Annotated in this window: 21 protein-coding genes; 7 read left to right on the top strand and 14 right to left on the bottom strand. The window is 61.7% G+C overall.

Features of this window, described 5'->3' with window-relative positions; translation table 11 throughout:
• Positions 1-15: 15 nt before the first annotated feature.
• The 6 genes from WF331_RS16985 to WF331_RS17010 all read right to left on the bottom strand — a co-directional run bounded on the left by WF331_RS16985 (position 16) and on the right by WF331_RS17010 (position 6170).
• The gene (locus WF331_RS16985; protein ID WP_016499613.1) at positions 16-777 is read right to left on the bottom strand and encodes a 1,6-dihydroxycyclohexa-2,4-diene-1-carboxylate dehydrogenase; all 762 of its coding nucleotides are present in this window, start codon (positions 775-777) and stop codon (positions 16-18) included.
• 193 nt (positions 778-970) lie between these two features.
• On the bottom strand, positions 971-1981 hold the full coding sequence (gene benC / locus WF331_RS16990; protein ID WP_059394918.1) for a benzoate 1,2-dioxygenase electron transfer component BenC: 1011 nt from the start codon (positions 1979-1981) through the stop codon (positions 971-973).
• A 72-nt stretch (positions 1982-2053) separates the two neighbouring features.
• The gene (gene benB, locus WF331_RS16995; protein WP_016499611.1) at positions 2054-2539 is read right to left on the bottom strand and encodes a benzoate 1,2-dioxygenase small subunit; all 486 of its coding nucleotides are present in this window, start codon (positions 2537-2539) and stop codon (positions 2054-2056) included.
• On the bottom strand, positions 2536-3894 hold the full coding sequence (gene benA, locus WF331_RS17000; protein ID WP_340623127.1) for a benzoate 1,2-dioxygenase large subunit: 1359 nt from the start codon (positions 3892-3894) through the stop codon (positions 2536-2538). Before benA ends, benB begins: the two co-directional genes overlap by 4 nt.
• 199 nt (positions 3895-4093) lie before the next feature.
• Positions 4094-5050 (bottom strand): benABC operon transcriptional activator BenR, encoded by a 957-nt coding sequence (benR, locus tag WF331_RS17005; RefSeq protein WP_174370355.1) that lies wholly within the window; start codon positions 5048-5050, stop codon positions 4094-4096.
• A gap of 322 nt (positions 5051-5372) precedes the next feature.
• Positions 5373-6170, bottom strand: a complete 798-nt coding sequence (locus WF331_RS17010; RefSeq protein WP_340623128.1) for an RHS repeat-associated core domain-containing protein — start codon at positions 6168-6170, stop codon at positions 5373-5375.
• 377 nt (positions 6171-6547) lie between these two features.
• Between WF331_RS17010 and WF331_RS17015 the strand changes: the two genes are divergently transcribed.
• Positions 6548-7432, top strand: a complete 885-nt coding sequence (locus tag WF331_RS17015; RefSeq protein ID WP_284398232.1) for an alpha/beta hydrolase — start codon at positions 6548-6550, stop codon at positions 7430-7432.
• A 99-nt stretch (positions 7433-7531) separates the two neighbouring features.
• On the opposite strand, the gene WF331_RS17020 is transcribed toward WF331_RS17015, so the two are convergent.
• Positions 7532-8263 (bottom strand): hypothetical protein, encoded by a 732-nt coding sequence (locus tag WF331_RS17020; protein ID WP_016499602.1) that lies wholly within the window; start codon positions 8261-8263, stop codon positions 7532-7534.
• Positions 8264-8365: 102 nt separating this feature from the next.
• The gene (gene hisN / locus WF331_RS17025; RefSeq protein ID WP_284398230.1) at positions 8366-9157 is read right to left on the bottom strand and encodes a histidinol-phosphatase; all 792 of its coding nucleotides are present in this window, start codon (positions 9155-9157) and stop codon (positions 8366-8368) included.
• A 169-nt stretch (positions 9158-9326) separates the two neighbouring features.
• On the opposite strand from hisN, the gene WF331_RS17030 reads away from it, so the two are divergent.
• Entirely contained in the window at positions 9327-10217 is an 891-nt protein-coding gene (locus WF331_RS17030; RefSeq protein ID WP_284398228.1) for a universal stress protein, read from the top strand.
• Between the two features lie 154 nt (positions 10218-10371).
• Here the strand turns inward: WF331_RS17030 and WF331_RS17035 are convergent, their stop codons facing one another.
• The 3 genes from WF331_RS17035 to ptrR form a co-directional block, all read right to left on the bottom strand.
• Positions 10372-10893, bottom strand: a complete 522-nt coding sequence (locus WF331_RS17035) for an acyloxyacyl hydrolase (RefSeq protein ID WP_049273855.1) — start codon at positions 10891-10893, stop codon at positions 10372-10374.
• Between the two features lie 334 nt (positions 10894-11227).
• Positions 11228-11671 (bottom strand): hypothetical protein, encoded by a 444-nt coding sequence (locus WF331_RS17040; RefSeq protein ID WP_016499598.1) that lies wholly within the window; start codon positions 11669-11671, stop codon positions 11228-11230.
• Between the two features lie 133 nt (positions 11672-11804).
• Positions 11805-12674, bottom strand: coding sequence for a putrescine utilization regulator PtrR (gene ptrR / locus WF331_RS17045; protein ID WP_016499597.1), 870 nt, complete (start codon positions 12672-12674; stop codon positions 11805-11807).
• A gap of 107 nt (positions 12675-12781) precedes the next feature.
• On the opposite strand from ptrR, the gene WF331_RS17050 reads away from it, so the two are divergent.
• Positions 12782-14167, top strand: coding sequence for an aldehyde dehydrogenase family protein (locus WF331_RS17050; RefSeq protein ID WP_016499596.1), 1386 nt, complete (start codon positions 12782-12784; stop codon positions 14165-14167).
• Positions 14168-14205: 38 nt separating this feature from the next.
• On the opposite strand, the gene WF331_RS17055 is transcribed toward WF331_RS17050, so the two are convergent.
• On the bottom strand, positions 14206-16116 hold the full coding sequence (locus tag WF331_RS17055; protein ID WP_284362216.1) for an AAA family ATPase: 1911 nt from the start codon (positions 16114-16116) through the stop codon (positions 14206-14208).
• A gap of 180 nt (positions 16117-16296) precedes the next feature.
• Complete coding sequence (locus tag WF331_RS17060) at positions 16297-17196, bottom strand: helix-turn-helix domain-containing protein (protein WP_016499594.1); 900 nt, start codon at positions 17194-17196, stop codon at positions 16297-16299.
• A 183-nt stretch (positions 17197-17379) separates the two neighbouring features.
• Between WF331_RS17060 and WF331_RS17065 the strand changes: the two genes are divergently transcribed.
• From WF331_RS17065 to WF331_RS17080, 4 genes are all read left to right on the top strand, one after another.
• Positions 17380-18738 carry a glutamine synthetase family protein gene (locus tag WF331_RS17065; protein ID WP_016499593.1) on the top strand — a complete coding sequence of 453 codons (1359 nt, stop codon included), beginning with the start codon at positions 17380-17382 and terminating at the stop codon, positions 18736-18738.
• Positions 18739-18804: 66 nt separating this feature from the next.
• A complete protein-coding gene (locus WF331_RS17070; RefSeq protein WP_016499592.1) occupies positions 18805-19893 on the top strand; it encodes a polyamine ABC transporter substrate-binding protein in 1089 nt (362 codons plus the stop codon).
• Between the two features lie 13 nt (positions 19894-19906).
• Complete coding sequence (locus WF331_RS17075; protein ID WP_016499591.1) at positions 19907-21202, top strand: NAD(P)/FAD-dependent oxidoreductase; 1296 nt, start codon at positions 19907-19909, stop codon at positions 21200-21202.
• Positions 21203-21346: 144 nt separating this feature from the next.
• Positions 21347-22024, top strand: a complete 678-nt coding sequence (locus tag WF331_RS17080; RefSeq protein ID WP_016499590.1) for a DUF3313 domain-containing protein — start codon at positions 21347-21349, stop codon at positions 22022-22024.
• 42 nt (positions 22025-22066) lie between these two features.
• On the opposite strand, the gene WF331_RS17085 is transcribed toward WF331_RS17080, so the two are convergent.
• Entirely contained in the window at positions 22067-23443 is a 1377-nt protein-coding gene (locus WF331_RS17085) for an L-serine ammonia-lyase (protein ID WP_041167710.1), read from the bottom strand.
• Positions 23444-23480 lie beyond the last annotated feature (37 nt).

Consider the following 23480-nt stretch of genomic DNA (forward strand, 5'->3'; position numbering starts at 1 on the left):
GCCTTGGGGTGTTGCTCAGCCGAGGTCGCCGCCCCCTACCGGCAAGGTCACGCCGGTGATGTAAGAGGCCTCGTCGGAAGCGAGGAACAGGATCGCCCCCACCTGCTCGTCGATGCTGCCGTAGCGGTGCATCAGGCTGCTGTCGAGGGTCTGGTCGACGATCTGCTGGTACCAGCGTTTTTCCTGTTCGCTTTGCTCGGCGCTGTTGCGTGGCACACGCCGGGGTGGCGCTTCGGTGCCGCCGGGCGCAGTCGCGTTGACACGGATGCCGCGCCCTGCAGTTTCGAAGGCCAGGCATGCGGTAAGCGCGTTGACGCCGCCCTTGGCTGCGCCATAAGGCACCCGGTTGACGCCACGGGTGGCGATGGAAGAAACGTTGACGATGGCGCCGCTGCCGCGCTCAAGCATGTACGGCAGCGCGGCATGGCAGCACCACAGGGTGGGGAACAGCGAACGGCGCACTTCGGCCTCGATCTGCTCGACTTCGTAGTGCTCGAAAGGCTTGGCCCAGATGGTGCCACCGACGTTGTTCACCAAGATGTCGAGGCGGCCGAAGGTTTCCACCGCACTGGCCATGACCCGGGCGCAATCGGTGTGTTGCTCCAGGTCGGCGGTGAGGGTGAGCATGCCTTCGCCGGCCAGCTCGTGGACCAGTTCGGAACGGTCTACCGCCACCACTTGCGCGCCTTCGGCCTTCAGCCGCCAGCACACGCCCCGGCCGATGCCTTGAGCGGCACCGGTGACCAGGGCAACCTTGCCTTGGAATCTGTTGTTCATATGCAAATCTCCAGTTCGCGAGAGACCCTGTGGCAGCAATTGTCTTGCTCAAAGCCGAAAAGGCTGCGCGATCACTGTGGGAGCGGGCATGCCCGCGAACACGGGCGAAGCCCGTGCCATCCACCGCGCTGCCTGCTTCGCGGGCTCGCCCGCTCCCACAGGGTCGGCGTATTGCTTTGAATCAGAGGGGCTGTCAGGCCGCCGCCGCAAACTTCTCGTAGTAGAAGTTGGCCGGGGTAATACCCTGCTCGCGCACGTACTGGCTGACCGCCTCGACCATCGGCGGTGGCCCGCACAGGTACAGGTCCACATCGCCGTCGTTGAGGTGGCGTGGCTCGATGTGCTGGGTCACGTAGCCCTTTTGTGGGTACTGGCTGTCCGGGTTGGCCACACAAGCGCTGTAGGTAAAGTTGGGGATGCGCGCCGCCAGCGCTTGCAGGCGGTCGAGCTCGACCAGGTCGAAGTCGTTGGTCACGCCATAGATCAGGTGCAGCGGGTGCTCACTGCCCTGCTCGGCGATTTTCTCCAGCATCGCGGTGAACGGCGCCAGGCCGGTACCGCCAGCCAAAAGCAACAGCGGGCGCTGGATCGGCCGCAGGTAAAAGCTGCCCAGCGGCCCTGCCAGGCTCATGCTGTCGCCGGCTTTGGCAAGGTTGGTCAGGAAGCTGCTCATCAACCCACCCGGTACGTTGCGGATCAGGAAGCTGACTTCGCCGCCCTTCTGCAACGAACTGAACGAATAGGCGCGGCTCTGCTCGCTGCCCGGGACCTTGAGGTTGACGTACTGCCCCGGCAGGAAGGCCAGGCGGCTTAACGCTTCACCCTTGATCGACAGGGCAATGGTGCTGGCCGACAGTTGGCGCACATCGCTGATGGCGGCCTCGAAGCTGGCCTGTTCGGTCTTGCACAGCTGCGACGAAGCAGGGATGCGGATGACGCAGTCGCTTTCAGCCCGCATCTGGCAGGTCAGTACGTAGCCTTCGGCGATTTCGTCTTCGTTCAGGGCATCTTCGATGAAGTTATCGCCCAGGTCATAGCGGCCGGATTCGGCCTTGCACTTGCACGTACCGCAAGCGCCGTCGCGGCAGTCCAGCGGGATGTTGATGCCCTGGCGGTAGGCAGCGTCAGCCACGGTTTCATGGCCGGCAGCTTCGATGAAGCGGGTAACCCCGTCTTCGAAATTCAGTGCGATCTGGTAGCTCATGTTGCACCTCGCAGGCGAGCCGGCCCACGGCGCGTCGCAGGACGCACCGGGCAGTACTCGCAAAAACCTGTATCAGATGTGGTAGATGTCGATGACCTGGCGCACGTAGTCGTTCTTCAGCACCACCTTCTTGGCCTTGATCAGCGGCTGTTCGCCGCGCAGGTCGAGGGTGTAGAAGCTGGTGCCGAAGTAACTGTCCGTGGTCTTGTAGCGGAAGCTCAGGGTATGCCAGTTGAAACGCACCTGGCAGCTGCCCTCGGCCTGCTCGACGATCTCGATGTTGCTGATGTTGTGCGAAGTACGGGTGTCGGGCACGGTCGCACTGGAGCGCTCGGTCTTGATGCGGAACACGCGGTCTTCCAGGCCGCCACGGTTGCCGTACCAGATCAGCGAGATTTCGCTTTGTGGGTCTTCGGTGAGGGTGTCGTCATCGTCCCAGCTCGGCATCCAGAAGCTGGCATCGCTGGCGTACAGTTCCAGCCACTGGTCCCACTGGGCGTCGTCCAGGTAGCGCGCTTCGCGGTAGAGGAAGTCGCGCACGGTTTCATACAGGCTCATTGCACGGCCTCCACAGGGATCAGCTGCTGTTCGTCCTTGAGGGCCTGGATCATGGTGTCCTGCCAGTACTTGTGCTGCAGCACGAACAGGCCTTCGTCTTCGGTACGCACGCCAGACAGCAGGGGTTCGAGGTCAATCTCCCTGGCTGCCTCATCGGCGCCTTCGACCCAGTGCTTGGCGCCACGGGACATGTCGTTCCAGCCAGTGCCGCCGCCATAGCCGGTCTGGCACGAGCGGAACTCTTCCAGGTCGTCCGGGGTGGCCATGCCGCTGACGTTGAAGAAGTCTTCGTACTGGCGGATGCGCTTGGCTTGGGCATCGGCACTCTCGCCTTTGGGGGCGATGCAGTAGATGGTGATTTCGGTCTTGTTCACCGAAATCGGCCGGGCAACGCGGATCTGCGAGCTGAACTGGTCCATCAGGTACACGTTCGGGTACAGGCACAGGTTGCGCGAGTTCTCGATCATCCAGTCGGCACGCGCCTGGCCGTAGTCGGCAGCCAGCTGGTCGCGGCGCTCATAGGCCGGGCGGTCTTCCGGGTTGGCCCAACGGGTCCACAGCAGCAAGTGGCCGTGGTCGAAGGAGTAGAAGCCACCACCCTGCTTGGCCCAGGCGCCGGCGCTCATGGTCTTGATCTCGTCGCCCGCCTCGCGCTGCTTGCGCTGGTTCTGGGTAGCAGCGTAGTTCCAGTGCACGGAGCTGACGTGGTAGCCGTCAGCGCCGTTTTCGGCGGTGAGCTTCCAGTTGCCTTCGTAGATGTACGAGCTGGCACCGCGCAGCACTTCCAGGCCTTCCGGCGACTGGTCGACGATCATGTCGATGATCTTGGCCGATTCGCCCAGGTGCTCCACTAGCGGTTTCACATCGGCGTTCAGGCTGCCGAACAAAAAGCCCCGGTACGACTCGAAGCGCGCCACCTTGGTCAGGTCGTGGGAGCCGTCGCAGTTGAAGCTGTCGGGGTAGCCGGCGTTGCTCGGGTCTTTCACCTTCAGCAGCTTGCCGCTGTTGTTGAACGTCCAGCCGTGGAACGGGCAGGTATAGCTGGAGCGGTTGCCGCGCTTGTGCCGGCACAGCATGGCACCGCGATGGCTGCAGGCGTTGAGGAAGGCATTGAGCTCACCGTCCTTGTTGCGCGCGATGAAAATCGGCTGGCGCCCCATGGTCAGGGTGAGGAAGTCATTCTTCTCGGGGATCTGGCTTTCGTGGGCCAGGTAGATCCAGTTGCCCTCGAAGATGTGTTTCATCTCCAGGTCGAACAGGCGTGGGTCGGTGAACATCTCGCGCTTGCAGCGATAGATGCCCTTTTCACGGTCGTCCTCGAGCATGGCATTGAGGTAGTCGAATCCCAGGGACATGGCCAGGGTCTCCATTGTTATTGTTAAGACCTGGTCAGGTTAGGGAGACGACTGGCGGGGAGCTATCCGGATTGTGCAGAGTGTTATCCAGTTCTGCCGGGATCTACTGTTGGAGGATATAGGGGCCGCACCAGGGTTGACGGTATGGCCCGCGGCCAGCTTCAAGCTTTGAAATATGAGGTGATATCGGTACCGCGCCTCACCCCCGACGCTTGAACGTCTGCGAAGGCAACTCGCCAAATTGCTGCCGATACACCTCGGAAAACCGGCCTAAATGAAAGAAGCCGTAATCCAGGGCAAGTTCGGTCACACTGCGCACACCGCAAGTCGGGTCGCTCAGGCACGCATGCACCCGCTCAAGCTTGCGCTGGCGCACGTAATGCTTGGGCGTGGTGCTCAGGTGCTGTTCAAACAGCGCATACAGCGAACGCAAACTCATGCAGGCCTGCTCTGCCAGCACCTCGGCCGACAGCTCCAACTTCAGGTTGCGCTCTATGTAATCGAGAATGCGCTCAAGGCCGGCCTGCGGTGCGCTCAGGCTTTCGCGGCGGATATTGGTGGTCATCAGGGTCAGCAACTTGCTGGCGACAATCTGGCTGTAGTGCCCCTGCACCCTGGGCAGCGACTCGCTCACTTCCGCCTCATGACAAACCATGGCCAGCAGGTTGACGAAGCCATCCAGCTCATCCAGCCGGTAATGATTGCGCAAGAACCGCACGCCCCCATCAGGCCGCTGCCAGCGCTGTTCGTCGCAGATCGAATCCAGCAGCCGGGTTGGCACCTTGAGGATGAACTTCTCGCAATCTTCCGAGTAGGTCAGGTCAACCGGGTCATCCGGGTTGATCAGCAGCAACTCGCCCGGCACCAGATGCTGCTCGTGCTTATACCCACGCCACAGGCAGTTGCCGTTGAGCAACACTTGCAGGTGATAAATGGTTTCCAGTGCTGGAGAAGTCACGCGAACGCTGCCGCCGTAGCTGATGCGGCACAGGTCGAGCTCGGCAAACTTGCGGTGGCTGAGGCTAGCCTGGGGATGGGTGGTACGGGACAGACCGATGCAATGCTGGCCTACATGCTGGTTCACATAATCGGACACAGCATAAGGGTCGGCGTGGTGAAACACGCTACTTCGCTCGCTCAGCAGGCGGCTTTCCATAGGCAAGGCACTCGGAATCGTTATTGTTCTGGTCGCCGCTTCCTACGGCCTTGTGGGCGGTGGTTGCGGTCATCACGGTCATTCTATCGGGTCGGTTGCGGATAGCGGGGGCAGGCGACAACCGGTGAATGGCCACACTACAGCAAAAAGGCTGCGGTTGAGCAATGCGGCGATGGGATTGGATGGGCGGATAGCGGACACGGCGAGCGGGAGATTCGTTCGATTATCGAACGCTGTAATCTCTTCTTGCGTCGTTAATCAGTCCCTGCAGGACTTTACATAATTTGCGTCCATGGTCGGCGGTATTCTTGAAGCATGGGGTTCACGTGGTAGTGCCAGTATACTTTCTTATGTGATCTGCATAAATTGTAGTCTCACCTACCTCCATGTCGGTAATATTTCGATAGACAGAACGCAGTACAGACCTTGGGTCCCTCGCATTACCAGCTGTTGTCATGTAAATCACCACCCTCGTTCTAAACGATACGGGGTCGGCAACAGGATAATCTAAAGTAATCGAAGCGGCCAACCGCTTTGATTCTTCAAATATTTTACTTGGTTCGGCCATGCCTCTTGCCCTGAAAAAGTCCGGCCAGCTGAGCGCTGATGATGAGTTAGTATTGTCGAACGCAAGCGGATTACCTGGTCGCCACGCTGAACCTGTGACGGGTGAGTTATGCAGAAAATCAAGAGGGAAGTCAATTTCTTGACCAGCGTATCCCGAGAGTAAATCTGCTACGTCGACAGAGTTGGCAGATCCTGATCTGCTGTTTGAAGCGCTTCTCGAGGAACTCGGCCAGCTCGGAGGTGAACGCCTTTGCATCGTCTGGGGCTCAAGATGTCTCGCATAAGGTGGCGGGGTGCGCATGTGGCCCGTGCGGTCAACATGGTTAACAGGATCGTTTTTACAATAGGCGTATGTATGATGACCGCCTTTGCCAAACGGACTGAGCGTATCGGGGGATAAGAAACGCATCAGGCTGGGGCTGTACATGCGATAACCCAAGCCTAAGGCATAACCGCCGGGAATGGGGTCGTAATTCTCGCCATTGAATCCGAGACATATGCCAGTCAAATGTGGTGCTCGCGCACCATAGGCGGTATACGGTGGAAGTTTCATCGAGGACCTCCAGACTCAAGATTTCATATTGTGCAGCTTGCATGTTCAAGATCTGGAATGCACCTGATAAAAGTAACAGTTTTGCATGCGTAGAGTTTGAGTCGGCTGGCGTCGATTTCAGGTGTCCTGGCCATTGCGCTGCCTATGGAAGCAAACAGGTAACCGAGGTTTTTTCAGTTTCAGCCGTTAAATCACAAAGTGCATATGAGCCCAGCGGCCGGCGACTGCGGGACAGGTCGCTTTACGAGCTTCCGCCACCGTTGGAGTTTTTGCACAACCGATGGCCCAGTTCTTGTAGAAACAGCTTGCAACCAAACCACCCTGCCATTCGGTCACTTTTTCAACACCCGGCGCAGAGCTTCTGCTAGAAAGCGCACATGCCTACCCTCTTCCTTACCCACCTGCGCCGCCGTTGGTTCACCTGGCTGTGCGCCGCCACACTGGTCATCGGCTTGCCGTCCAGCTGTGCTGTCTTGCAGCACAAGGAGCGCGAGCTGGTGTTCCGCATCGAGCCCGGCCAGGCCAGCTGGTTCCGTGGGCTGCCCAGCGGTGTGCAGGAACTGGACCTGCGCCCGCGCAGCTTCGCCAGTAACCAGAACCTGCACGCCTGGTGGTGGCCGGCCAAGCGAGCCAACGCGCCGGCCATCCTCTACCTGCACGGTGTACGCTGGAACCTTACCGGCCAAATGTTCCGTATCGAGCAACTGCATGCCATGGGCTATTCGGTGCTTGCGGTGGATTACCGAGGCTTTGGCAAGAGCCGGGGCGACCTGCCTTCCGAAGCCACGGTATATGAAGATGCACGCATTGCGTGGGAGCGCTTTGCCCAGCTGCAGCCGGATGCCGGCAAGCGCCTGATATTCGGTCATTCGCTGGGCGGCGCGGTGGCGGTGGAACTGGCCAGTGAACTGAGACGTGAAGCGCAGCAAAGCGGTGTTGCGGCGCCGGCCCGCGGGTTGATCCTTGAGTCGACCTTCACCTCCCTGGGCGATGTCGCGGCAGCGGTGGCCAATACCTCCCTCCCGGTGCGCTGGTTGATGTCGCAGAAGTTCGACTCGCTGGACAAGATCGGCAACATCGGCCTGCCAGTGCTGCTGGTGCATGGAACGGATGACCGTCTTGTACCCCCTCGCTTCAGCCAGCAGCTGTTCGACGCAGCCCGGCAGCCCAAGACATTGCTGCTGGTGCCGGGGGCCACCCATAACAACAGCATGAGCCTGGCCGGGCAGCGTTACAGGCAGGCAATACAGGCGCTGCTCTGAAACTACCAATGGCCTTGGGTGGCTGAAAACCTGGGGCCGCTACGCGCCCCTTTCGCGACATAGGGCGACTCCTACAAGGCCCTGCGCAACGGCTACGGTTCACTGCACGGGCAAAAAATTCATCAGCAACAGGCTTTGGGCGTAATTCAAACCAATCCGCCGATAACGTTCATCCAGCAACTCGGCTAACAGGTCCAGCCGCGCAACGATCTTGCCAAACTCCACGGCAAAACTCAGGTTGCTGCCCTCTTCCGAAATCTCGTTGGAGAACAGCAGCAACACCCCATTGGCGTCCTGCCGCTGGCTGAGCATCCAGGTGGCCTTTTCGATATTGCGCGCCGCATTGTTGATGAACAACGGGTCGATGGTATCGGTCATGTAGAACTCGGTACGCCCGCCGTGCGCGGTAATCAGCATGCTGCCGATGGCGTAGATGAATGCGCCCACCCGATCACCACGAAACTCCGGGCTCAGCGCGTAGCTCAATGCCGCCAGGTCACGGCGGTTGCCCAGTTGCGGCAGTGGCTGACGATGTTCGATAGCCATGCGGATCTGCCGCTCGGCCGTGGCAGCGTCCACATAGCCCGACATCTTCCACTGGTTGGGGTTGCGCAGGTACAGCTTGTTCATCAGCAGGTACAGGCTTTGCAAGTTGTCGCGCATCGATAGCGTGGCCAGGCGGTCGACGCTGGTCTGGAACAACTCACTGGGTTTGCCGTTGCCGAACTGGCTGACAATATCGCGGCCTTGCTCCTGGGTGCAGGCGCACAGGCATGTGAGGGCGCCTGCCAGCAGCAGGCGTGGGAGGAAATTCGGGGAGCTTGCAACCATCGGCACCGGGTCGATATTCGGCGGCCGCACCGGGGGTCAGTGCAGCCTGGCCAAGCATAGAGCCCGGAAATCGTAAAAAGTGCAGTGATCGGGATAGGTGGCTCACATGGCGTGGCGCAACATCTCTACCATCTGCGCATGCAGCGCCGGGTCACCACAGGCCACAACGCACCCGCCATTCTGTGCACTGCTGCCATCCCAGGCAGTGATCACCCCACCCGCCCCTTCGATGATCGGCATCAGTGCCTGTACGTCATACGGCTGCAGGCTCGCTTCGACAATCACGTCGACAAAGCCCGAGGCCAGCATGCAGTAGGCATAGCAATCGCCGCCGTAGCGCATCAGGCGCGCCTTGCCGGCAACGGCCTCGAACGCGGCTTTGCGCTCGGCGGTATCGAACATGTCCGGCGTGGTGCACATCAGCGTGGCCCAAGCCAGGTCGGCACAGGCACGGGTTTTCAGTGGCGTACCGCTGCGCCAGGCACCTTCAGGGGTACCGACAAAGCGTTCACCGGTGAATGGCTGGTTCATCACGCCAACCACAGGGCGCGTGCCATCGTTCAGGGCAATCAACGTGCCCCACAACGGCAGGCCGGTGATGAAGGCACGGGTACCGTCGATCGGGTCGAGCACCCAGGTCAACGGGCTGCTGCCGACGGCCACGCCCGCCTCTTCACCAAGAATACCGTGGTCCGGGTAGCGGGCCTGGATCAGCGCGCGCATGGCGTCCTCGGCCGCCTTGTCAGCCACGGTCACTGGGTCGTACAGGCGCCCGCCCTTGTCCTCGACATCCAGGCTGGCGCGAAAGTATGGCTTGATCGCCACTGCGGCAGCATCGGCCAACTGCTCGGCGAAAGCGCAAAATTCACCAATCTGTTCAGCGCTCAGGGACATGGGACAGGCCTTTTGACAATGATGGGGCACGCATCATACCCGACACATGGCGCTAGCCGCACTCAGGCAGGCGCAGGTGGAAAACGCCTGATCGGCTTGACCGGGCGCACACGGGTCTAGACTCAACAGAACCAGGTAACCGGGGGGCTGCCACACGTGGAGGTGTGAGATGAGCCAGTTCAAGCGCTTGTTTGTCATGCTCGGCCCGCAGATGCGCCATACGCCAGCGCTGCAACGCGCGGCGGCTCTGGCGGAATCCAGCGGTGCACTGCTGGATATCAACGTTTTCGTCGACGATGTCGACACCTTTGGCTTGATGAGCGATGGCCGCGAGCGTGAGCGGCTGCTCAGTCACAACCGCCAGTGGCTGGCAGATGAGGCTGAACAGTTGGGCAATGCTGGCCTGGACGTGTCTACCGAACTGTTGCTGACTCGCGACCCGCTGGGCAGCGCGCTGGAGCGGGTCGAACGGCAGGGCTGCGATTTGCTGGTCAAGGACGTGCAGCACGAACCGGTACTCAAACGCCTGCTGGTCACGCCACTGGATTGGCAGTTGCTCAAGGACAGCCCGGTTGCCGTGCATCTGGTCAGCGACATCCGCCTGCCCCTGCCCCGGCAGATTGCCGCGGCAGTAGACCTTAACAGCCACGGTGCTGGCGAGCACCTGGACGAGCAGGTGATCCACAGTGCCCGTGCCCTGGCCCTGCAGTGCAACGCCGAGTTGCACTTGCTGCATGTGTGCGACGCGGCCAAAACCCATATTGCCGACTTCGGTGCCGGTACGGTGACCATGCCCGGCTTCGACGGCAGCGTGCGTACTGCGCAGCGGGCGGCGTTCAACCGGCTGGGTGACCATCACCAGATCCCGCTGGAGCGTCGGCACTTCCTGGAAGGCCCAGCTATCAGGGCCATTGCCGAGTTTGTCGGCCACAGCCGGGCAGATGTGATCGTGATGGGCAGCCATCGGCATGACGCCATGCAGACATACCTGGGCGGGACCACAGCGCATGTGCTGGAACACCCGCTGTGCAATGTGCTGGCGATCAAGGCCGTTCGCTGAGTGTTAGCATGCCTTGGCCGGCCTCTAGGTGGTTTGATCCGCGAGAAGGCTGGCAACGATCCGGCACCTACGCCGACCCGGGAGCACCTCGGACGGTGCAGGCCGGGTTTCGTATACGCACTGAAAGGCTGGGGCCGCACTGCGGCCCCCTGCTTCAGAAACCTTTGCTGTAGAACAGCGAGTAGGACTCAATACCGTCGTTTGGCTGCTTGATTCCCGCATTGGAATAATGCATCGCGCGAATCCCGACTTTCTGCTCACCTGGCAACTTCAGGCCGAAACCGATGCGGTCTTCGAAGTTGACCGCCGACCCCATGCGCTGGTCACCCACGTCGGTCTTGGAAAACGCCGCCAGGCCAATACCGGCCTCGATGTACGGCGTGTAGGTAAAACCGCTGAACTCGTAAGTGAACACCGGGCTGAACGACAGCGAGTGCGCACCACTGGCGTCACCGCCCTCCCAATAGGTGTAGGCAGCATCCCAGTAACCGGTCACATAGCCAGTACTGCTCTCCAGCCACTTCTTGTCCCAATCGAAGGACAAGCCAATACGGTAGGTCATGTCACCTTGGCTGGTGGCGCCAACGGCGCCGGATACCTGCGCAGCCTGGGCCAGGTTGGCCCCTGCAAAGGCCAGCACTGCAGCGGCCAGCGAAGCAGCGAGACGGGTTTTCATCAATGACTTCTCCTGATGGTCTATAGAGCAAGCGGGGGCTTTGGCCCCTCGATTTTTAGAGTGAACCGGTGCATCCAGACCGGTCACACGAAGTAATAGTTTTTTGATTATTGTCCAGATGATCAGAAAGTTGAAAGTGTATTGCCACTATTGGCTAAATCGCTTGCTTAAGATGTGCCTTCTCGTGCTCCGCGCCTCAGTCGTATTCCGCCTCTTCATGTTCGCCCAGCAAGCGCCGCCCTGCTCGGTCAACATCTCCAGCTGAAGATCCAGGCTCATGGCGATGCGCTCCTCTCAGGCAGGAGTACATCCGTACTCCTGCCGTATTTTTTTATCAACGCCAGTTAAGGTTCACGGTCGCGGGGCCCTTGCCGTTCACGGTCACCAGTTGCTGCACCGTCTCACCTTGGGCATTGCCAGTGACCTTGTACTTGCCGGGAGGCAACTGCACATACAGCAGCGGCCCGGCATCCGCGACGCTGAGGACGGGCTGGCCTTGTGCATTCTGAATGTCGACTGTGGCACCACTCTGGAACTTGCCTTCCGGGCCAGTGGAAAGCTCCACGTGCAAGTCATAGCCGGTGGTTTTGCGTAGCGCATTGGCCTCATCCTGGCCAATACCACCTTGCAAATAGCGCACGCCGTTCTGCTCCTGCGGTTGCAACCGCACGGCCTGCATGTCGATGGGGGCATTGAGGTCGGCGGCAGCAGCCAGGGTCCATGGCATGGCCAGGGTGATCAGCAACGCCGCGCCGAGGGCATAGTGATGGTTACGCATGGTATGACCCTCCTTTAGAGGATGGCTTACCTATTATCTGATCCTCCCGGGGTATTGGTGTTCTGGCTGATGCATGGTCGTCATCGTGACATTCGGCACTAACCCATCAATCGAATGTAAATTTAGATACTGATCAAGAGGTTGTACGCCCTTCCTCAAGCAGTTTCACGAACATGCTCAAGCTGCGTGATACAGCGCCCCGCCGCCAGACCAGCCAGGTTTTCAGGTAGCGAAAATCTTCCGACATAGGCCAGGCACTGACTGTGCTGCACCCGGGCATATTGTCGAGCATGCTGCGCGGCATCATGGCCAGGCCTGCGCCAGCGCTGACGCACGCCAACATGCCATGGTACGACTCCATCTCGTGAATCTTGCCCGGCACTGCCTGGTCCTTAACGAACCAGTTCTCGAAGTGATGGCGATACGAGCAGTTGGCACGGAAGGCGTAGATGCTCTCACCGTTCACATCCTGGGCGCGCGTAACTGGCGCATGGTTGAGCGGCGCGATGACCATCATTTCCTCTTCGAACACCGGCATGCCTTCCAGTGTCGGGTGCAGCACCGGGCCGTCGACGAACGCGGCCACCAGCCGGCCAGACAACACGCCTTCGAGCATGGTCCCGGATGGCCCGGTGGACAGGTCAAGGTCTACCTTGGGGTAGCGCTGGTTGTACGCCGCCAGCAAAGCCGGGATGCGCACCGCTGCCGTGCTTTCCAGCGAACCGAGGGCAAAGGTGCCCTGCGGGTCTTCACCGGCGACGGTAAGGCGCGCCTCGTGCACCAGGTCGAGGATGCGCCGGGTGTATTCAAGAAAATTCCAGCCTGCAGGCGACAGGCGCAGGCGGCTTTTCTCGCGAATGAACAGCTCCACGCCCAGGTCTTCTTCCAGTTGCTTGATGCGCGTGGTCAGGTTGGACGGCACCCGATGGATGTGCTGCGCGGCGGCGCTGATGCTGCCCTGCTCTGCCACCGCCTTGAAGATCTCCAGTTGCACCAGGTCCACAGCCTTTCTCCAAACGTGAATGTTTCGCTCATTATTATTCAGTTTTCATTAAAGCCATAGCCCACTAGTCTGGCGTCACTGATTAACAACAACGAGAGTGTCCCGCCATGAGCGCGATCAGCAGCCTGACCCACGCCATCTCCCTCGACCCGTACAGCGGCGAGCAGATCGGCGCCTACCCGTTCGACACCGACGCCGCACTGGAAGCGGCGCTGCAACGTGCCAAGGTTGGCTACGGCCAGTGGCGCCAAGTGTCGCTGGGTCAGCGCAGCGAGTACCTGCTCGCCTTGGCCAGCACCCTCGAAGCCAAGGCCGAAGCCTTTGCCCAGATGATCAGCCGCGAAATCGGCAAGCCGATTGCCCAGGCCCGTGGCGAAGTCAGCAAGTGCGTCGGCCTGTGCCGCTGGTATGCCGAACACGGCCCGGCCATGCTTGCCGCTGAGCCGACCCAGGTTGAAAAAGCCCGTATCGAATACCGCCCGCTCGGCCCGATCCTGGCCGTGATGCCGTGGAACTTCCCGGTCTGGCAGGTACTGCGCGGCGCCGTGCCGGCGATCCTGGCAGGCAATACCTACGTGCTCAAGCACGCGCCGAACGTGATGGGCAGCGCCTACCTGCTGGGCGAGCTGTTCAAGGATGCCGGCCTGCCGGATGGCGTGTTCGAAGTGCTGAACGTGACCCCGGATGGCGTCACCCGCGCCATCAACGACCCGCGTATCGCCGCCGTGACCCTGACCGGCAGCGTGCGTGCCGGCATGGCGATTGGTGCCCAGGCCGGTGCGGCACTGAAGAAGTGTGTACTGGAGCTCGGTGGCTCCGACCCGTTCATCGTGCTGGCCGACGCCGACCTGGATGCCGCCGTCAAGGCCGCAGTCATTGGCCGTTACCAGAACACCGGCCAGGTCTGCGCAGCGGCCAAGCGCCTGATCGTGGAAGACAGCATTGTCGAGGAGTTCACGCGCAAGTTCGTTGAAGCAACCCGCGAGCTGAAAGTCGGCAACCCACTGGAAGACGACACCTACATCGGCCCGATGGCCCGTTACGACCTGCGCGACGAGCTGGACGGCCAGGTTCAGGCGACCCTCGCCGAAGGCGCCACCCTGCTGCTGGGCGGCAACAAGGTCGAAGGCGTGGCCAACTTCTATGCGCCGACCGTGTTCGCCAACGTCACCCCGCAAATGACCGCATTCAAGCAGGAGTTGTTCGGGCCAGTGGCTGCGATCATCACTGCACGTGATGCCGACCATGCGGTGGAATTGGCCAACGACAGCGATTTCGGCCTGGCCGCGACCATCTACACCGCCGACTATGCGCTGGCCGAGCGCATGACTGCGGCACTGGATACCGGTGGCGTGTTCATCAACGGCTACTGCGCTTCCGACCCCCGTGTGGCGTTTGGTGGCGTGAAGAAGAGCGGGTTCGGGCGTGAGCTGTCGCACTTTGGTGTGCGCGAGTTCACCAATGCCCAGACGGTGTGGCTGGACCGTAACTGATTCAAAACTTCTGGGGCTGCTTTGCGGCCCCAGATGCCTCAATCCCGAACCAGGTCCTTGACCCAGTCCAGCATCCCCCCCGGCACGATCAGTTCATGCCGCGCCCGCGAACAGGCGGTATACAGCCCCGCCAGCATCCGCGCCCGCTCATTGCGGTTGCCCGCCACCTGCGGCGCCACCATCAGCTCCGGCGACACCATCACCCGGGCGAACTCCATGTTTTTCACATCCCGCACCCGCCCCAGGAACAACTTGGGCGCCTTGTCCCAGCGGTAACGGCTCTTGGCTTTGGCAAAATGCTCCGGCGTATAGCCTTTGCGCAGCATGTTGGCCACGGCAACAAACGCCTTGTCATCGCCCTTGTCCTGCTCCAGCGCCTGCCAACTGGCGTAGCGGAACAACATCGGGTGACGCGGTCGAGTGCCAAAGCGGTATAGCTCGATGCAGTCCTCCACGAACAGCTCGAAGTCCTTGCGCGCGCTTTTCAGCAATACGAACGGCACACTTTGGTGCGTCAGGCGCTGGAACCAGCCAAACAGCCCCCACTCGTCATCGACGATCAGCGCCGTGGGCTGTTCCGGCACGGTTACCGTATCGAAGAAACTGACCCGCGTGTAATGCTCGGCGCTGCCACTGAAGGCTGCCTGGATCGCCGCCGGGTGTGCCTGGATCAGCGGGTTGAGCACATTGTCCATCGCCGGCCCGGCACGCAGGGAATGGTCGATGTAGCGTTGGCGGATGAAGCTGCCATGGTGCGGGCTGAGGCCGTTGAGGTTCTGCAACTCGTCGCCCAGCGCAATGATCGACTGCGGGCTGCGGTCCAGCACGGCAAGCATCGGTGCCGACAGCTCGTGAGCCTCGTCGACGATCACGTGGGTGTAGCGGCTATCGATCACATAACCGGTCAACGACAGCAACTTGACCCGGTGGTAGTCGCGCACCGGCAGCTGGACTTCCCGCGCGGACGGGCGAATCAGCTCTTGCCAATACAGGCGGGCCTTTTCCAGCAGTACCTCCTGATCCAGCGGCGAAGTACCCGGCCCGGCCCAGGGCAAATGGTGCAGCTGAAGCTGGGTATCGGCACTGTGGCAGAAGGTCCGCACGGCACGGACGCACAAGGCAACCACATCGCGCGCGGCGAGCGGGCCGATGTCAGGGATGGCCAGCCAGCGTACAACCTGCTCATTCTGCGGGCGCCATGACAGTTTGGTGCGATACGGGTCGCGCAGACGCCAGCCGTTGTTGGTGAGGTCGCGGTTGAGCAGCTCGTCAGCCAACTGACCGAAAGTCAGCGCGGTGTAGGCGGCAGCGTCCTTTACCCGCGCCTGCAAGGCGCGCAACTGGCTTTCGGTCAAAGCCAGAAGCAACGTGCGCTGTGGTTCCAGCAGGCGGGCGAACTGGTGAATCAGGAAGGTCTTGCCAGTGCCAGCAAAGCCCTGCACCGCCACTGACTCGTCGATACCACTGAGAAACTCGCGCAGCAGGCGGTTCTGCTGGTCGCTGAGCATCAGATCACTGGCCAGCGACGGCAGGTACACCGGATGCAGCGGTGTGGCCCGCTGGCGGTAGGTGTCGGCGAACTGGAAATTCCACTGGCCTTCGGTATCCAACAGTTCGTCTAGCGTGTACTGCACCTCGGCGGACAGCAGAGCAATGCCGTTTTCGCCCAGCATGCCCAGGCCCATGGCAAAGGCTTCACGATCGAAGTGCTGCGCTACCTGGCCTTGAAAGCGACCAGGCGCGGCGCTTTCAACTTCGTTGGCGATGCGTACGATTTCGGCGAAACGGCGCTCTTGGGCGTCGGCCGAGGCGGTGGCGGGCTGGCGCGGCAGGTTTTGCGCGAACAACACTGCGGCGGCTTCGAGGACGCTGGCAGTGGTGAAAAAGTCGGTTTTTGGTTCGCTGGCGAGGCGGTCGGCCTGGTCGCTGGGCAAAGGCAGGTAGAACATCGGCACCTCGGTTTGGATCAGGGCGGCACGATAGCAACTTTCGGCGTGAGATGCTGAGTTCAGTGCTGGCTGGGCCGGCCTCCTGGCGGGCGCGCCCGCTTCCACAGGATCGCCTCAGGTCCCTGTGGGAGCGGGCGGAGCGGGCAAGCCCGCGAAGAGGCCAGCAGCTTTTTCGCTACCTTAGCCCCTGCTCCGCTTCAAGGTTTCGCTCGGAAACTCCTTGAACAATTGCCGGTAACTCTCTGAAAACCTTCCTAAATGCCAGAATGACCAGCGCATCGCGACCTCGGCCACGGTCGCCCTGCCATCGCGTAACAGATCGCGACGCGCGCCATTCAGCCGGCGCAAGCGCAGCCACTGGGCAGGCGGCATGCCGGTAAATGCCTTGAACGCCTGCTGCAACTGGCGCAACGAGACCCCGGCAACATCTGCCAGCTCCACCAGGTTCAACGTCTCTTCTGGGCAGTCCGCCGCCCACTCGCTGACCCGGCGCATGATCGCCCGCTCTTCGTCGCGCCGCCCCAAGGCTATGCCCTGCAGGCGCTGGCTGGCGTTATCGAGAATGAACAGGCAATCCTCCAGCAGTTGTTCCGCCAGGGCTTGCCCCTGCAATGGGCAGTCGGCCTGCCCGAGGCGGGTCAGCGTGGCACTCAGCCAGCTGCCAAACAATGCGTTCTGCCCACTGCCCAGCGGCACCATGAACAACCCTTCGAGGCGTTGCGGGTCCAGCCCATGGCGGGCCAGGAAGGCTTGGTCGAACACCACTGCCACTTCCTGGTAGTTCTCCGGGGTGATCCAGATGTTGCGGCTTTGCTCGTTCAGCAGGTACAGGCTGTTTTCGCTGCGGTCGAAGCAGAACGCCAGTGAACCGCTCGGCGCACGGAAAAACTGTTCCACGCGGGTGTTCAAGCGCTCCTCGTACACCTCCACGCCGTCCATCCCCAGCCAGCGCAGCTCACCGCTGAAATGCCCCGGCGACATCTGCCGGTACTGCTGCTGCCAGCCGGGGGTAGCGCGCACTTGCTCGGAGACGTCGGTGGTATGGAAGGCCTGGACTTGCAGCGCATTGGGCGTTGTCACGCGAGATCCTAGTTGCACTCTTTTGGTGCATTGCTTGCCGAAGAAAATGGATAGATCGGCCCGGGGGGCTGCGACCAAGATAGTCTCCAGTGCGTCACCTGGGAAGTACAACGCCTTGTTCGCCTTGCCATGGCTTTCGCGAGCAGCATTGCTCCCACACTAAAACCCAACCAAGAGGTCTGTATGAACGCCCCCTTCGATCAGCTGTACACCTGGCTGAAAGAACACCGCATCACCGAAGTCGAATGCGTGATCAGCGACCTGACCGGCATCGCCCGCGGCAAGATCGCGCCCACCGCCAAGTTCCTCCACGAGCGTGGCATGCGCCTGCCCGAAAGCGTGCTGCTGCAGACGGTCACCGGCGACTACGTTGACGATGACATCTACTACAACCTGCTCGATGCCGCCGACATCGACATGGTCTGCCGGCCCGACCCCTCCGCCGTTTACCAGATCCCGTGGGCGATCGAGCCCACCGCGATCGTGATCCACGACACCTTCGACAAGCAAGGCAACCCCATCGAACTGTCGCCGCGCAACGTGCTGAAGAAAGTGCTCAAGCTCTACGCCGACAAGGGCTGGCAGCCGATCGTCGCGCCTGAGATGGAGTTCTACCTCACCAAGCGCTGTGAAGACCCGGACTTGCCATTGCAGGTGCCGCTGGGGCGTTCTGGCCGTGCGGAAAGCGGTCGCCAGTCGTTCTCGATCGATGCCGCCAACGAATTCGACCCGCTGTTCGAGGATGTCTACGACTGGTGCGAGATCCAGGGCCTGGACCTGGATACGCTGATCCACGAAGACGGCCCGGCGCAGATGGAGATCAACTTCCGCCACGGCGACGCGCTGGACCTGGCCGACCAGATCACCGTATTCAAGCGCACCATGCGCGAAGCTGCACTCAAGCACAACGTGGCCGCCACCTTCATGGCCAAGCCGATCACCGACGAGCCGGGCAGTGCCATGCACCTGCACCAGAGCGTGGTCGACATCGCCACCGGCAAGCCAATTTTCGCCAATGAAGATGGCAGCATGAGCCAGCTGTTCCTGCACCACATCGGCGGTTTGCAGAAGTACATCCCCAAGCTGCTGCCGATGTTCGCGCCCAACGTCAACTCGTTCCGCCGCTTCCTGCCAGATACCTCGGCACCGGTGAACGTTGAGTGGGGTGAAGAAAACCGCACCGCCGGGCTGCGCGTGCCTACCTCCAGCCCAGAGGCAATGCGGGTGGAAAACCGCCTGCCGGGCGCCGATGCCAACCCCTACCTGGCCATCGCTGCCAGCCTGCTGTGCGGCTACCTGGGCATGGTCGAGCAGCTTGACCCCAGTGCACCCGTACAAGGCCGTGCCTACGAGCGGCGCAACCTGCGCCTGCCGATCACCATCGAAGACGCCCTGCAGCACATGGAAGACTGCGAGACCGTACAGCAGTACCTGGGCAAGCAATTCGTCCAGGGCTATGTGGCGGTCAAGCGTGCCGAGCACGAGAACTACAAGCGGGTCATCAGCTCCTGGGAGCGTGAGTTCCTGATGATGAGCGTCTGACCCACCCCGGGGCGCTTTGCGCCCCCGTACACCGAACTCGAAGAACAAAACCAACGAGGTGTCCCCATGCGTCATCTGCAAGCCCTGATCCCCGCTGCGTTCACCCTGCTGTTCGCCACCACCACCCAGGCCACGCCCTCGGTCAGTGTGTACAACTGGACCGACTACATCGGCGACACCACCCTGGCTGACTTCCAGGCCAGCAGCGGGATCAAGGTGGTCTATGACGTGTTTGACTCCAACGAAACCCTCGAAGGCAAGCTACTGGCCGGGCGCACCGGCTACGACGTGGTGGTGCCGTCCAACCACTTCCTCGCCCGCCAGGCCCAGGCTGGCGCCTTCCTGCCGCTGGACCGCAGCAAGCTGCCGAACTGGCAACACCTGGACCCCAAGCTGCTCAAGCAGCTTGAACAGAACGACCCTGGCAACCAGTACGCGGTGCCCTACCTGTGGGGCACCAACGGCATCGGCTACAACGTCGACAAGGTCAAGGCGGCATTGGGCGTCGACCATATCGACTCGTGGGCGGTGCTGTTCGAGCCCGAAAACCTGAAAAAGCTCAAGCAGTGCGGCGTGGCCTTCATGGACTCGCCCGACGAATTGTTCCCGGCAATACTCAACTACCTGGGCATGGACCCGCGCAGCGAAAAGCCGGCGGACTACGCCAAGGCTGAAGCACGCCTGCTCGAATTGCGCCCCTACATCACGTACTTCCATTCATCCAAATACGTGTCCGACCTGGCCAATGGCGACGTCTGCGTGGCCTTCGGCTACTCCGGTGACGTGTTCCAGGCCGCCAACCGCGCTGTTGAAGCGAAGAACGGCGTAAAGGTCGCCTATAGCATTCCCAAGGAAGGCAGCAACCTGTGGTTCGACCTGCTGGCCATCCCCAAGGACGCCAGCAACCCCGACCAGGCCCTGGCCTTCATCAATTACCTGCTCGACCCGAAAGTGATCGCCAAAGTCAGTGCCACGGTCGGCTATGCCAACGCCAACCCGGACGCCAAGGCCTACATGGATGCGTCGCTGGTGCACAACCCCGAGATCTACCCACCCCAGGACGTGCTGGACAAGCTGTACATCTCCAGCACCCCGAGCCCGAAGATCATGCGTGTCATGACCCGCTCCTGGAGCAAGATCAAGTCCAACCGCTGAGCCGAGAACGCCCATGTCTTTCGATTCCCAACACACTGCTTCGTACTACGCTGCCACGGCACGCAACGCGGCGCCCTACCCCAGCCTGGACGACGAACTGACGGCCGATGTGTGCGTGGTCGGCGGCGGGCTGACCGGCGTCAACACCGCCCTGGAACTGGCTGAGCGCGGCTTGTCGGTGGTGCTGCTGGAAGGCCGGCGCATCGGCTGGGGCGCCAGCGGGCGCAATGGCGGCCAGCTGATTCGCGGCATCGGCCATGACGTCAGCGGCTTTACCCGGCATGTCGGTCAGGACGGCGTGCGCTACCTGAAGCAGGCCGGCATCGATTCGGTGGCGCTGGTGGCCAGCCGCATTGCCCAGTACGGCATTGCCTGCGACCTGCGCTGGGGTTTCTGTGAACTGGCCAACACAGCCGAGCAGTTCGCCGCTTTCAAGGACGAGCAAGATGACCTGGCAACGCTTGGCTATCGCCCTGAAACCCGTCTGGTAGGCCCCGGGCAGTTGCACGAAATCGTCGCCAGCGACCAGTACGCCGGCGGCCTGATAGACATGGGCTCGGGCCACCTGCACCCACTGGATCTGGTCCAGGGCGAAGCCCGTGCCGCGCATAGCCTGGGCGTGCGCATCTTCGAACAAAGCCCCGTACTGCGAATCGAGCACGGCCCCCGCGTGACCCTGCACACGGCCCGTGGCAAGGTGCGGGCAGACAGCCTGGTGCTGGGCTGCAATGCCCACCTCGATGAGCTGGAACCGCGGCTGAGCGGCAAGGTGCTACCGGCCGGCAGTTACGTAGTCGCCACCGAACCCTTGCCCGAAGCACTGGCTGCGACCCTGATCCCGCAGAACATGGCGCTGTGCGACCAGAAGGTCGGCCTGGACTATTACCGCCTCACCGCAGACCGCCGCTTGCTGTTCGGCGGTGCCTGCCACTACTCCGGCCGCGATCCCAAGGACATCGCCGCCTACATGCGGCCCAAGGTGCTGAAGGTATTCCCGCAACTGGCCAACGTGCGCATCGACTACCAGTGGGGCGGCATGATCGGCATCACAGCCAACCGCTTCCCCCAGGTCGGGCGCCTGAGCCAGCACCCAAACGTCTATTACGCCCAGGGCTATTCCGGGCACGGGCTGAACGTGACGCACTGGACGGCGAAACTGCTGGCCGAAAGCATCGCAATGGGCCACAGCCAAGGCCTGGACGTTTTCAGCGCCGTGCCCCACCTGACGTTCCCTGGCGGCAAGGCCCTGCGTTCGCCGCTACTGGCAATGGGCATGCTGTGGTACCGGTTGCGCGAAGCGCTGGGTTGAGTTCACCGCAAACCACGCGGCGCCCGGGAGATCGGGCGCCGCCACTTTTTGCCTTTTCCACAGGGGATTGAACTCGCCCACTGGCCAACTGCGGCGCAGCTGCTAGCGTTGTTCTGGCCGACCTCTCATGGATACGCCTTCATCATGAAATCACTGCCTCGCATTACCCTGTTGTGCGCCGCACTGCTTGCCGTGGGCGCCTGCTCCAGCAATCGCGTGGACCCCAAGGATTACTCCGGCTTCCTCAAGGATTACAGCCGGTTGCAAGAAGCCAAGAGCCCGTCGGGTGCCCCGGTAATGCGCTGGATCGACCCCAAGGTCAACATCAACCAGTACAGCCAGGTGTTCATCGAGCCCAGCCAGTTCTACCCCAAACCGCAGCCCACCCCGGTCATCTCCGCGCAGACACTGGGGGAAATCACCCGCTACTTCAACGAAGCGCTGCGGCGTGAAATCGGTGGTGTCATGCCGCTGGCCAATGGGCCTGGCCCGGGCGTGATCGTGGTGCGGCCGGCGATCACGGCAGTGTCTACCAGCAACGAGGGCCTCAAACCCTATGAGGTGATCCCCATCGCGCTGATCGCCGCAGGAGTGAACACCGCCACGGGCGGCCGTGACCAGGACGTGGACGTGGCCGTGGAGGCGGCGTTCCTGGATGGTGCCAGCCAAAAAGTGCTGGCCCAGGTGGTACGCAAAGGCGCGGGTCAGGAGCTGGAGAACGACACCCAGAAGCTGACCTTGAATGACGTCAAGCCGGTGCTCGATGGCTGGGCCAAGGACATGCGGGCGAGCTTCATTGAAGCCAAGCAGAAAGCCCGCTAAGGGGCCGCTCCCACAAAAGACCGCATTGCCCGATGCGGTTTTTTAGCACTCGACAAAAGCAACTGCCAAGCCGCCGCGCGAGGTCTCTTTGTAGTTGGCATGCATGTCTGCCCCGGTATCACGCATGGTGCGGATCACCCGGTCGAGCGAAATGAAGTGCTCGCCATCGCCACGCAACGCCATCTGCACCGCGTTGATCGCCTTCACCGCAGCAATCGCATTGCGCTCGATACACGGCACCTGCACCAGGCCGCCAACCGGGTCGCACGTCAGCCCCAGGTTGTGTTCCAGGGCAATTTCGGCCGCGTTTTCCAGTTGTGGCGGCGTCGCCCCCAACACCTGGGCCAGGCCGGCGGCAGCCATCGAACAGGCCGAACCCACCTCGCCTTGGCAGCCTACCTCTGCCCCCGAGATCGATGCATTTTTCTTGCACAGGATACCGACGGCCGCTGCCGCCAGCAGGAAGTCGACCACATCGGCATCGCAAACGGTCGGGTTGAATTTCATGTAGTAATGCAGCACTGCAGGGATAATGCCTGCGGCACCATTGGTGGGCGCGGTGACCATGCGCCCGCCGGCGGCATTCTCTTCATTCACCGCCAGGGCGAACAGGTTCACCCACTCCATGGCGCTGAGCGTCGAACCAATCACGTTGGGCTTGCCCAGTTCCTGCAAGCTGCGGTGCAGCCGGGCAGCGCGGCGCTTGACGTGCAGCCCGCCAGGCAAGATGCCTTCGTTGCGCAGCCCGTTATCCACGCACTCACGCATGGCCGCCCAGATGCGCAGCAAGCCTTCACGTATTTCCGCTTCCGGGCGCCAGGCCTGTTCGTTGGCCATCATCAGTTGCGCCACGCTCAAGCTGTGTGCTTTGCACAAGGCCAGTAACTGGGCAGCACTGTCGAACTCATAAGGCAGCACAACGTCATTGGCTTTGGCTGCAGGGGCATCAATTTCGGCCTGCTCGACGATAAAGCCGCCGCCAACCGAATAGTAGGTCTGCAGCAGCAGGCTGCTCTCCCCGTCCATGGCCTCCAGGCTCATGGCATTGGGGTGGTAAGGCAGGTTTTCGTCGAGCAGCAACATGTCCCGGCCATACTCGAAGGCCAGCGGGTGGCTGCCATCCAGCATCAGGCAATGCTCCTGCAACACTTGGCCAATGCGCGACTCGATGGTGGCCGGGTCGATGCGGTCCGGCCACTGGCCCATCAGGCCAAGCAGGCAGGCGCGATCGGTGGCGTGGCCAACCCCGGTGGCCGATAGGGAGCCATACAACCGCACTTCGACGCGCGTTACCCGCGCCAGCAGCCCCTGCTCACGCAGGACCTGGGCAAACATCGCCGCTGCCCGCATCGGCCCGACGGTGTGGGAACTGGACGGGCCGATGCCGATTTTGAAAAGGTCGAAAACACTGATAGCCATGCTAATGCCTGACCGTGCCCTGATATGAATCCACAGC

This window comes from Pseudomonas sp. YNh, assembly GCF_037993085.1.
GTDB lineage: Bacteria > Pseudomonadota > Gammaproteobacteria > Pseudomonadales > Pseudomonadaceae > Aquipseudomonas > Aquipseudomonas putida.

What these genes read in the sequence shown, in the direction of transcription:
- benA (WP_340623127.1), bottom strand. Translation starts at nt 3,894, where the DNA reads ATGTCCCTGGGATTCGACTACCTCAATGCCATGCTCGAGGACGACCGT.
- WF331_RS17085 (WP_041167710.1), bottom strand. Translation starts at nt 23,443, where the DNA reads ATGGCTATCAGTGTTTTCGACCTTTTCAAAATCGGCATCGGCCCGTCC.
- WF331_RS17070 (WP_016499592.1), top strand. Translation starts at nt 18,805, where the DNA reads ATGCGTCATCTGCAAGCCCTGATCCCCGCTGCGTTCACCCTGCTGTTC.
- WF331_RS17080 (WP_016499590.1), top strand. Translation starts at nt 21,347, where the DNA reads ATGAAATCACTGCCTCGCATTACCCTGTTGTGCGCCGCACTGCTTGCC.
- WF331_RS17035 (WP_049273855.1), bottom strand. Translation starts at nt 10,893, where the DNA reads ATGAAAACCCGTCTCGCTGCTTCGCTGGCCGCTGCAGTGCTGGCCTTT.
- WF331_RS16985 (WP_016499613.1), bottom strand. Translation starts at nt 777, where the DNA reads ATGAACAACAGATTCCAAGGCAAGGTTGCCCTGGTCACCGGTGCCGCT.
- benC (WP_059394918.1), bottom strand. Translation starts at nt 1,981, where the DNA reads ATGAGCTACCAGATCGCACTGAATTTCGAAGACGGGGTTACCCGCTTC.
- benB (WP_016499611.1), bottom strand. Translation starts at nt 2,539, where the DNA reads ATGAGCCTGTATGAAACCGTGCGCGACTTCCTCTACCGCGAAGCGCGC.
- hisN (WP_284398230.1), bottom strand. Translation starts at nt 9,157, where the DNA reads ATGTCCCTGAGCGCTGAACAGATTGGTGAATTTTGCGCTTTCGCCGAG.
- WF331_RS17020 (WP_016499602.1), bottom strand. Translation starts at nt 8,263, where the DNA reads ATGGTTGCAAGCTCCCCGAATTTCCTCCCACGCCTGCTGCTGGCAGGC.
- WF331_RS17040 (WP_016499598.1), bottom strand. Translation starts at nt 11,671, where the DNA reads ATGCGTAACCATCACTATGCCCTCGGCGCGGCGTTGCTGATCACCCTG.
- WF331_RS17030 (WP_284398228.1), top strand. Translation starts at nt 9,327, where the DNA reads ATGAGCCAGTTCAAGCGCTTGTTTGTCATGCTCGGCCCGCAGATGCGC.
- benR (WP_174370355.1), bottom strand. Translation starts at nt 5,050, where the DNA reads ATGGAAAGCCGCCTGCTGAGCGAGCGAAGTAGCGTGTTTCACCACGCC.
- WF331_RS17050 (WP_016499596.1), top strand. Translation starts at nt 12,782, where the DNA reads ATGAGCGCGATCAGCAGCCTGACCCACGCCATCTCCCTCGACCCGTAC.
- WF331_RS17065 (WP_016499593.1), top strand. Translation starts at nt 17,380, where the DNA reads ATGAACGCCCCCTTCGATCAGCTGTACACCTGGCTGAAAGAACACCGC.
- WF331_RS17010 (WP_340623128.1), bottom strand. Translation starts at nt 6,170, where the DNA reads ATGAAACTTCCACCGTATACCGCCTATGGTGCGCGAGCACCACATTTG.
- WF331_RS17015 (WP_284398232.1), top strand. Translation starts at nt 6,548, where the DNA reads ATGCCTACCCTCTTCCTTACCCACCTGCGCCGCCGTTGGTTCACCTGG.
- WF331_RS17075 (WP_016499591.1), top strand. Translation starts at nt 19,907, where the DNA reads ATGTCTTTCGATTCCCAACACACTGCTTCGTACTACGCTGCCACGGCA.
- WF331_RS17055 (WP_284362216.1), bottom strand. Translation starts at nt 16,116, where the DNA reads ATGTTCTACCTGCCTTTGCCCAGCGACCAGGCCGACCGCCTCGCCAGC.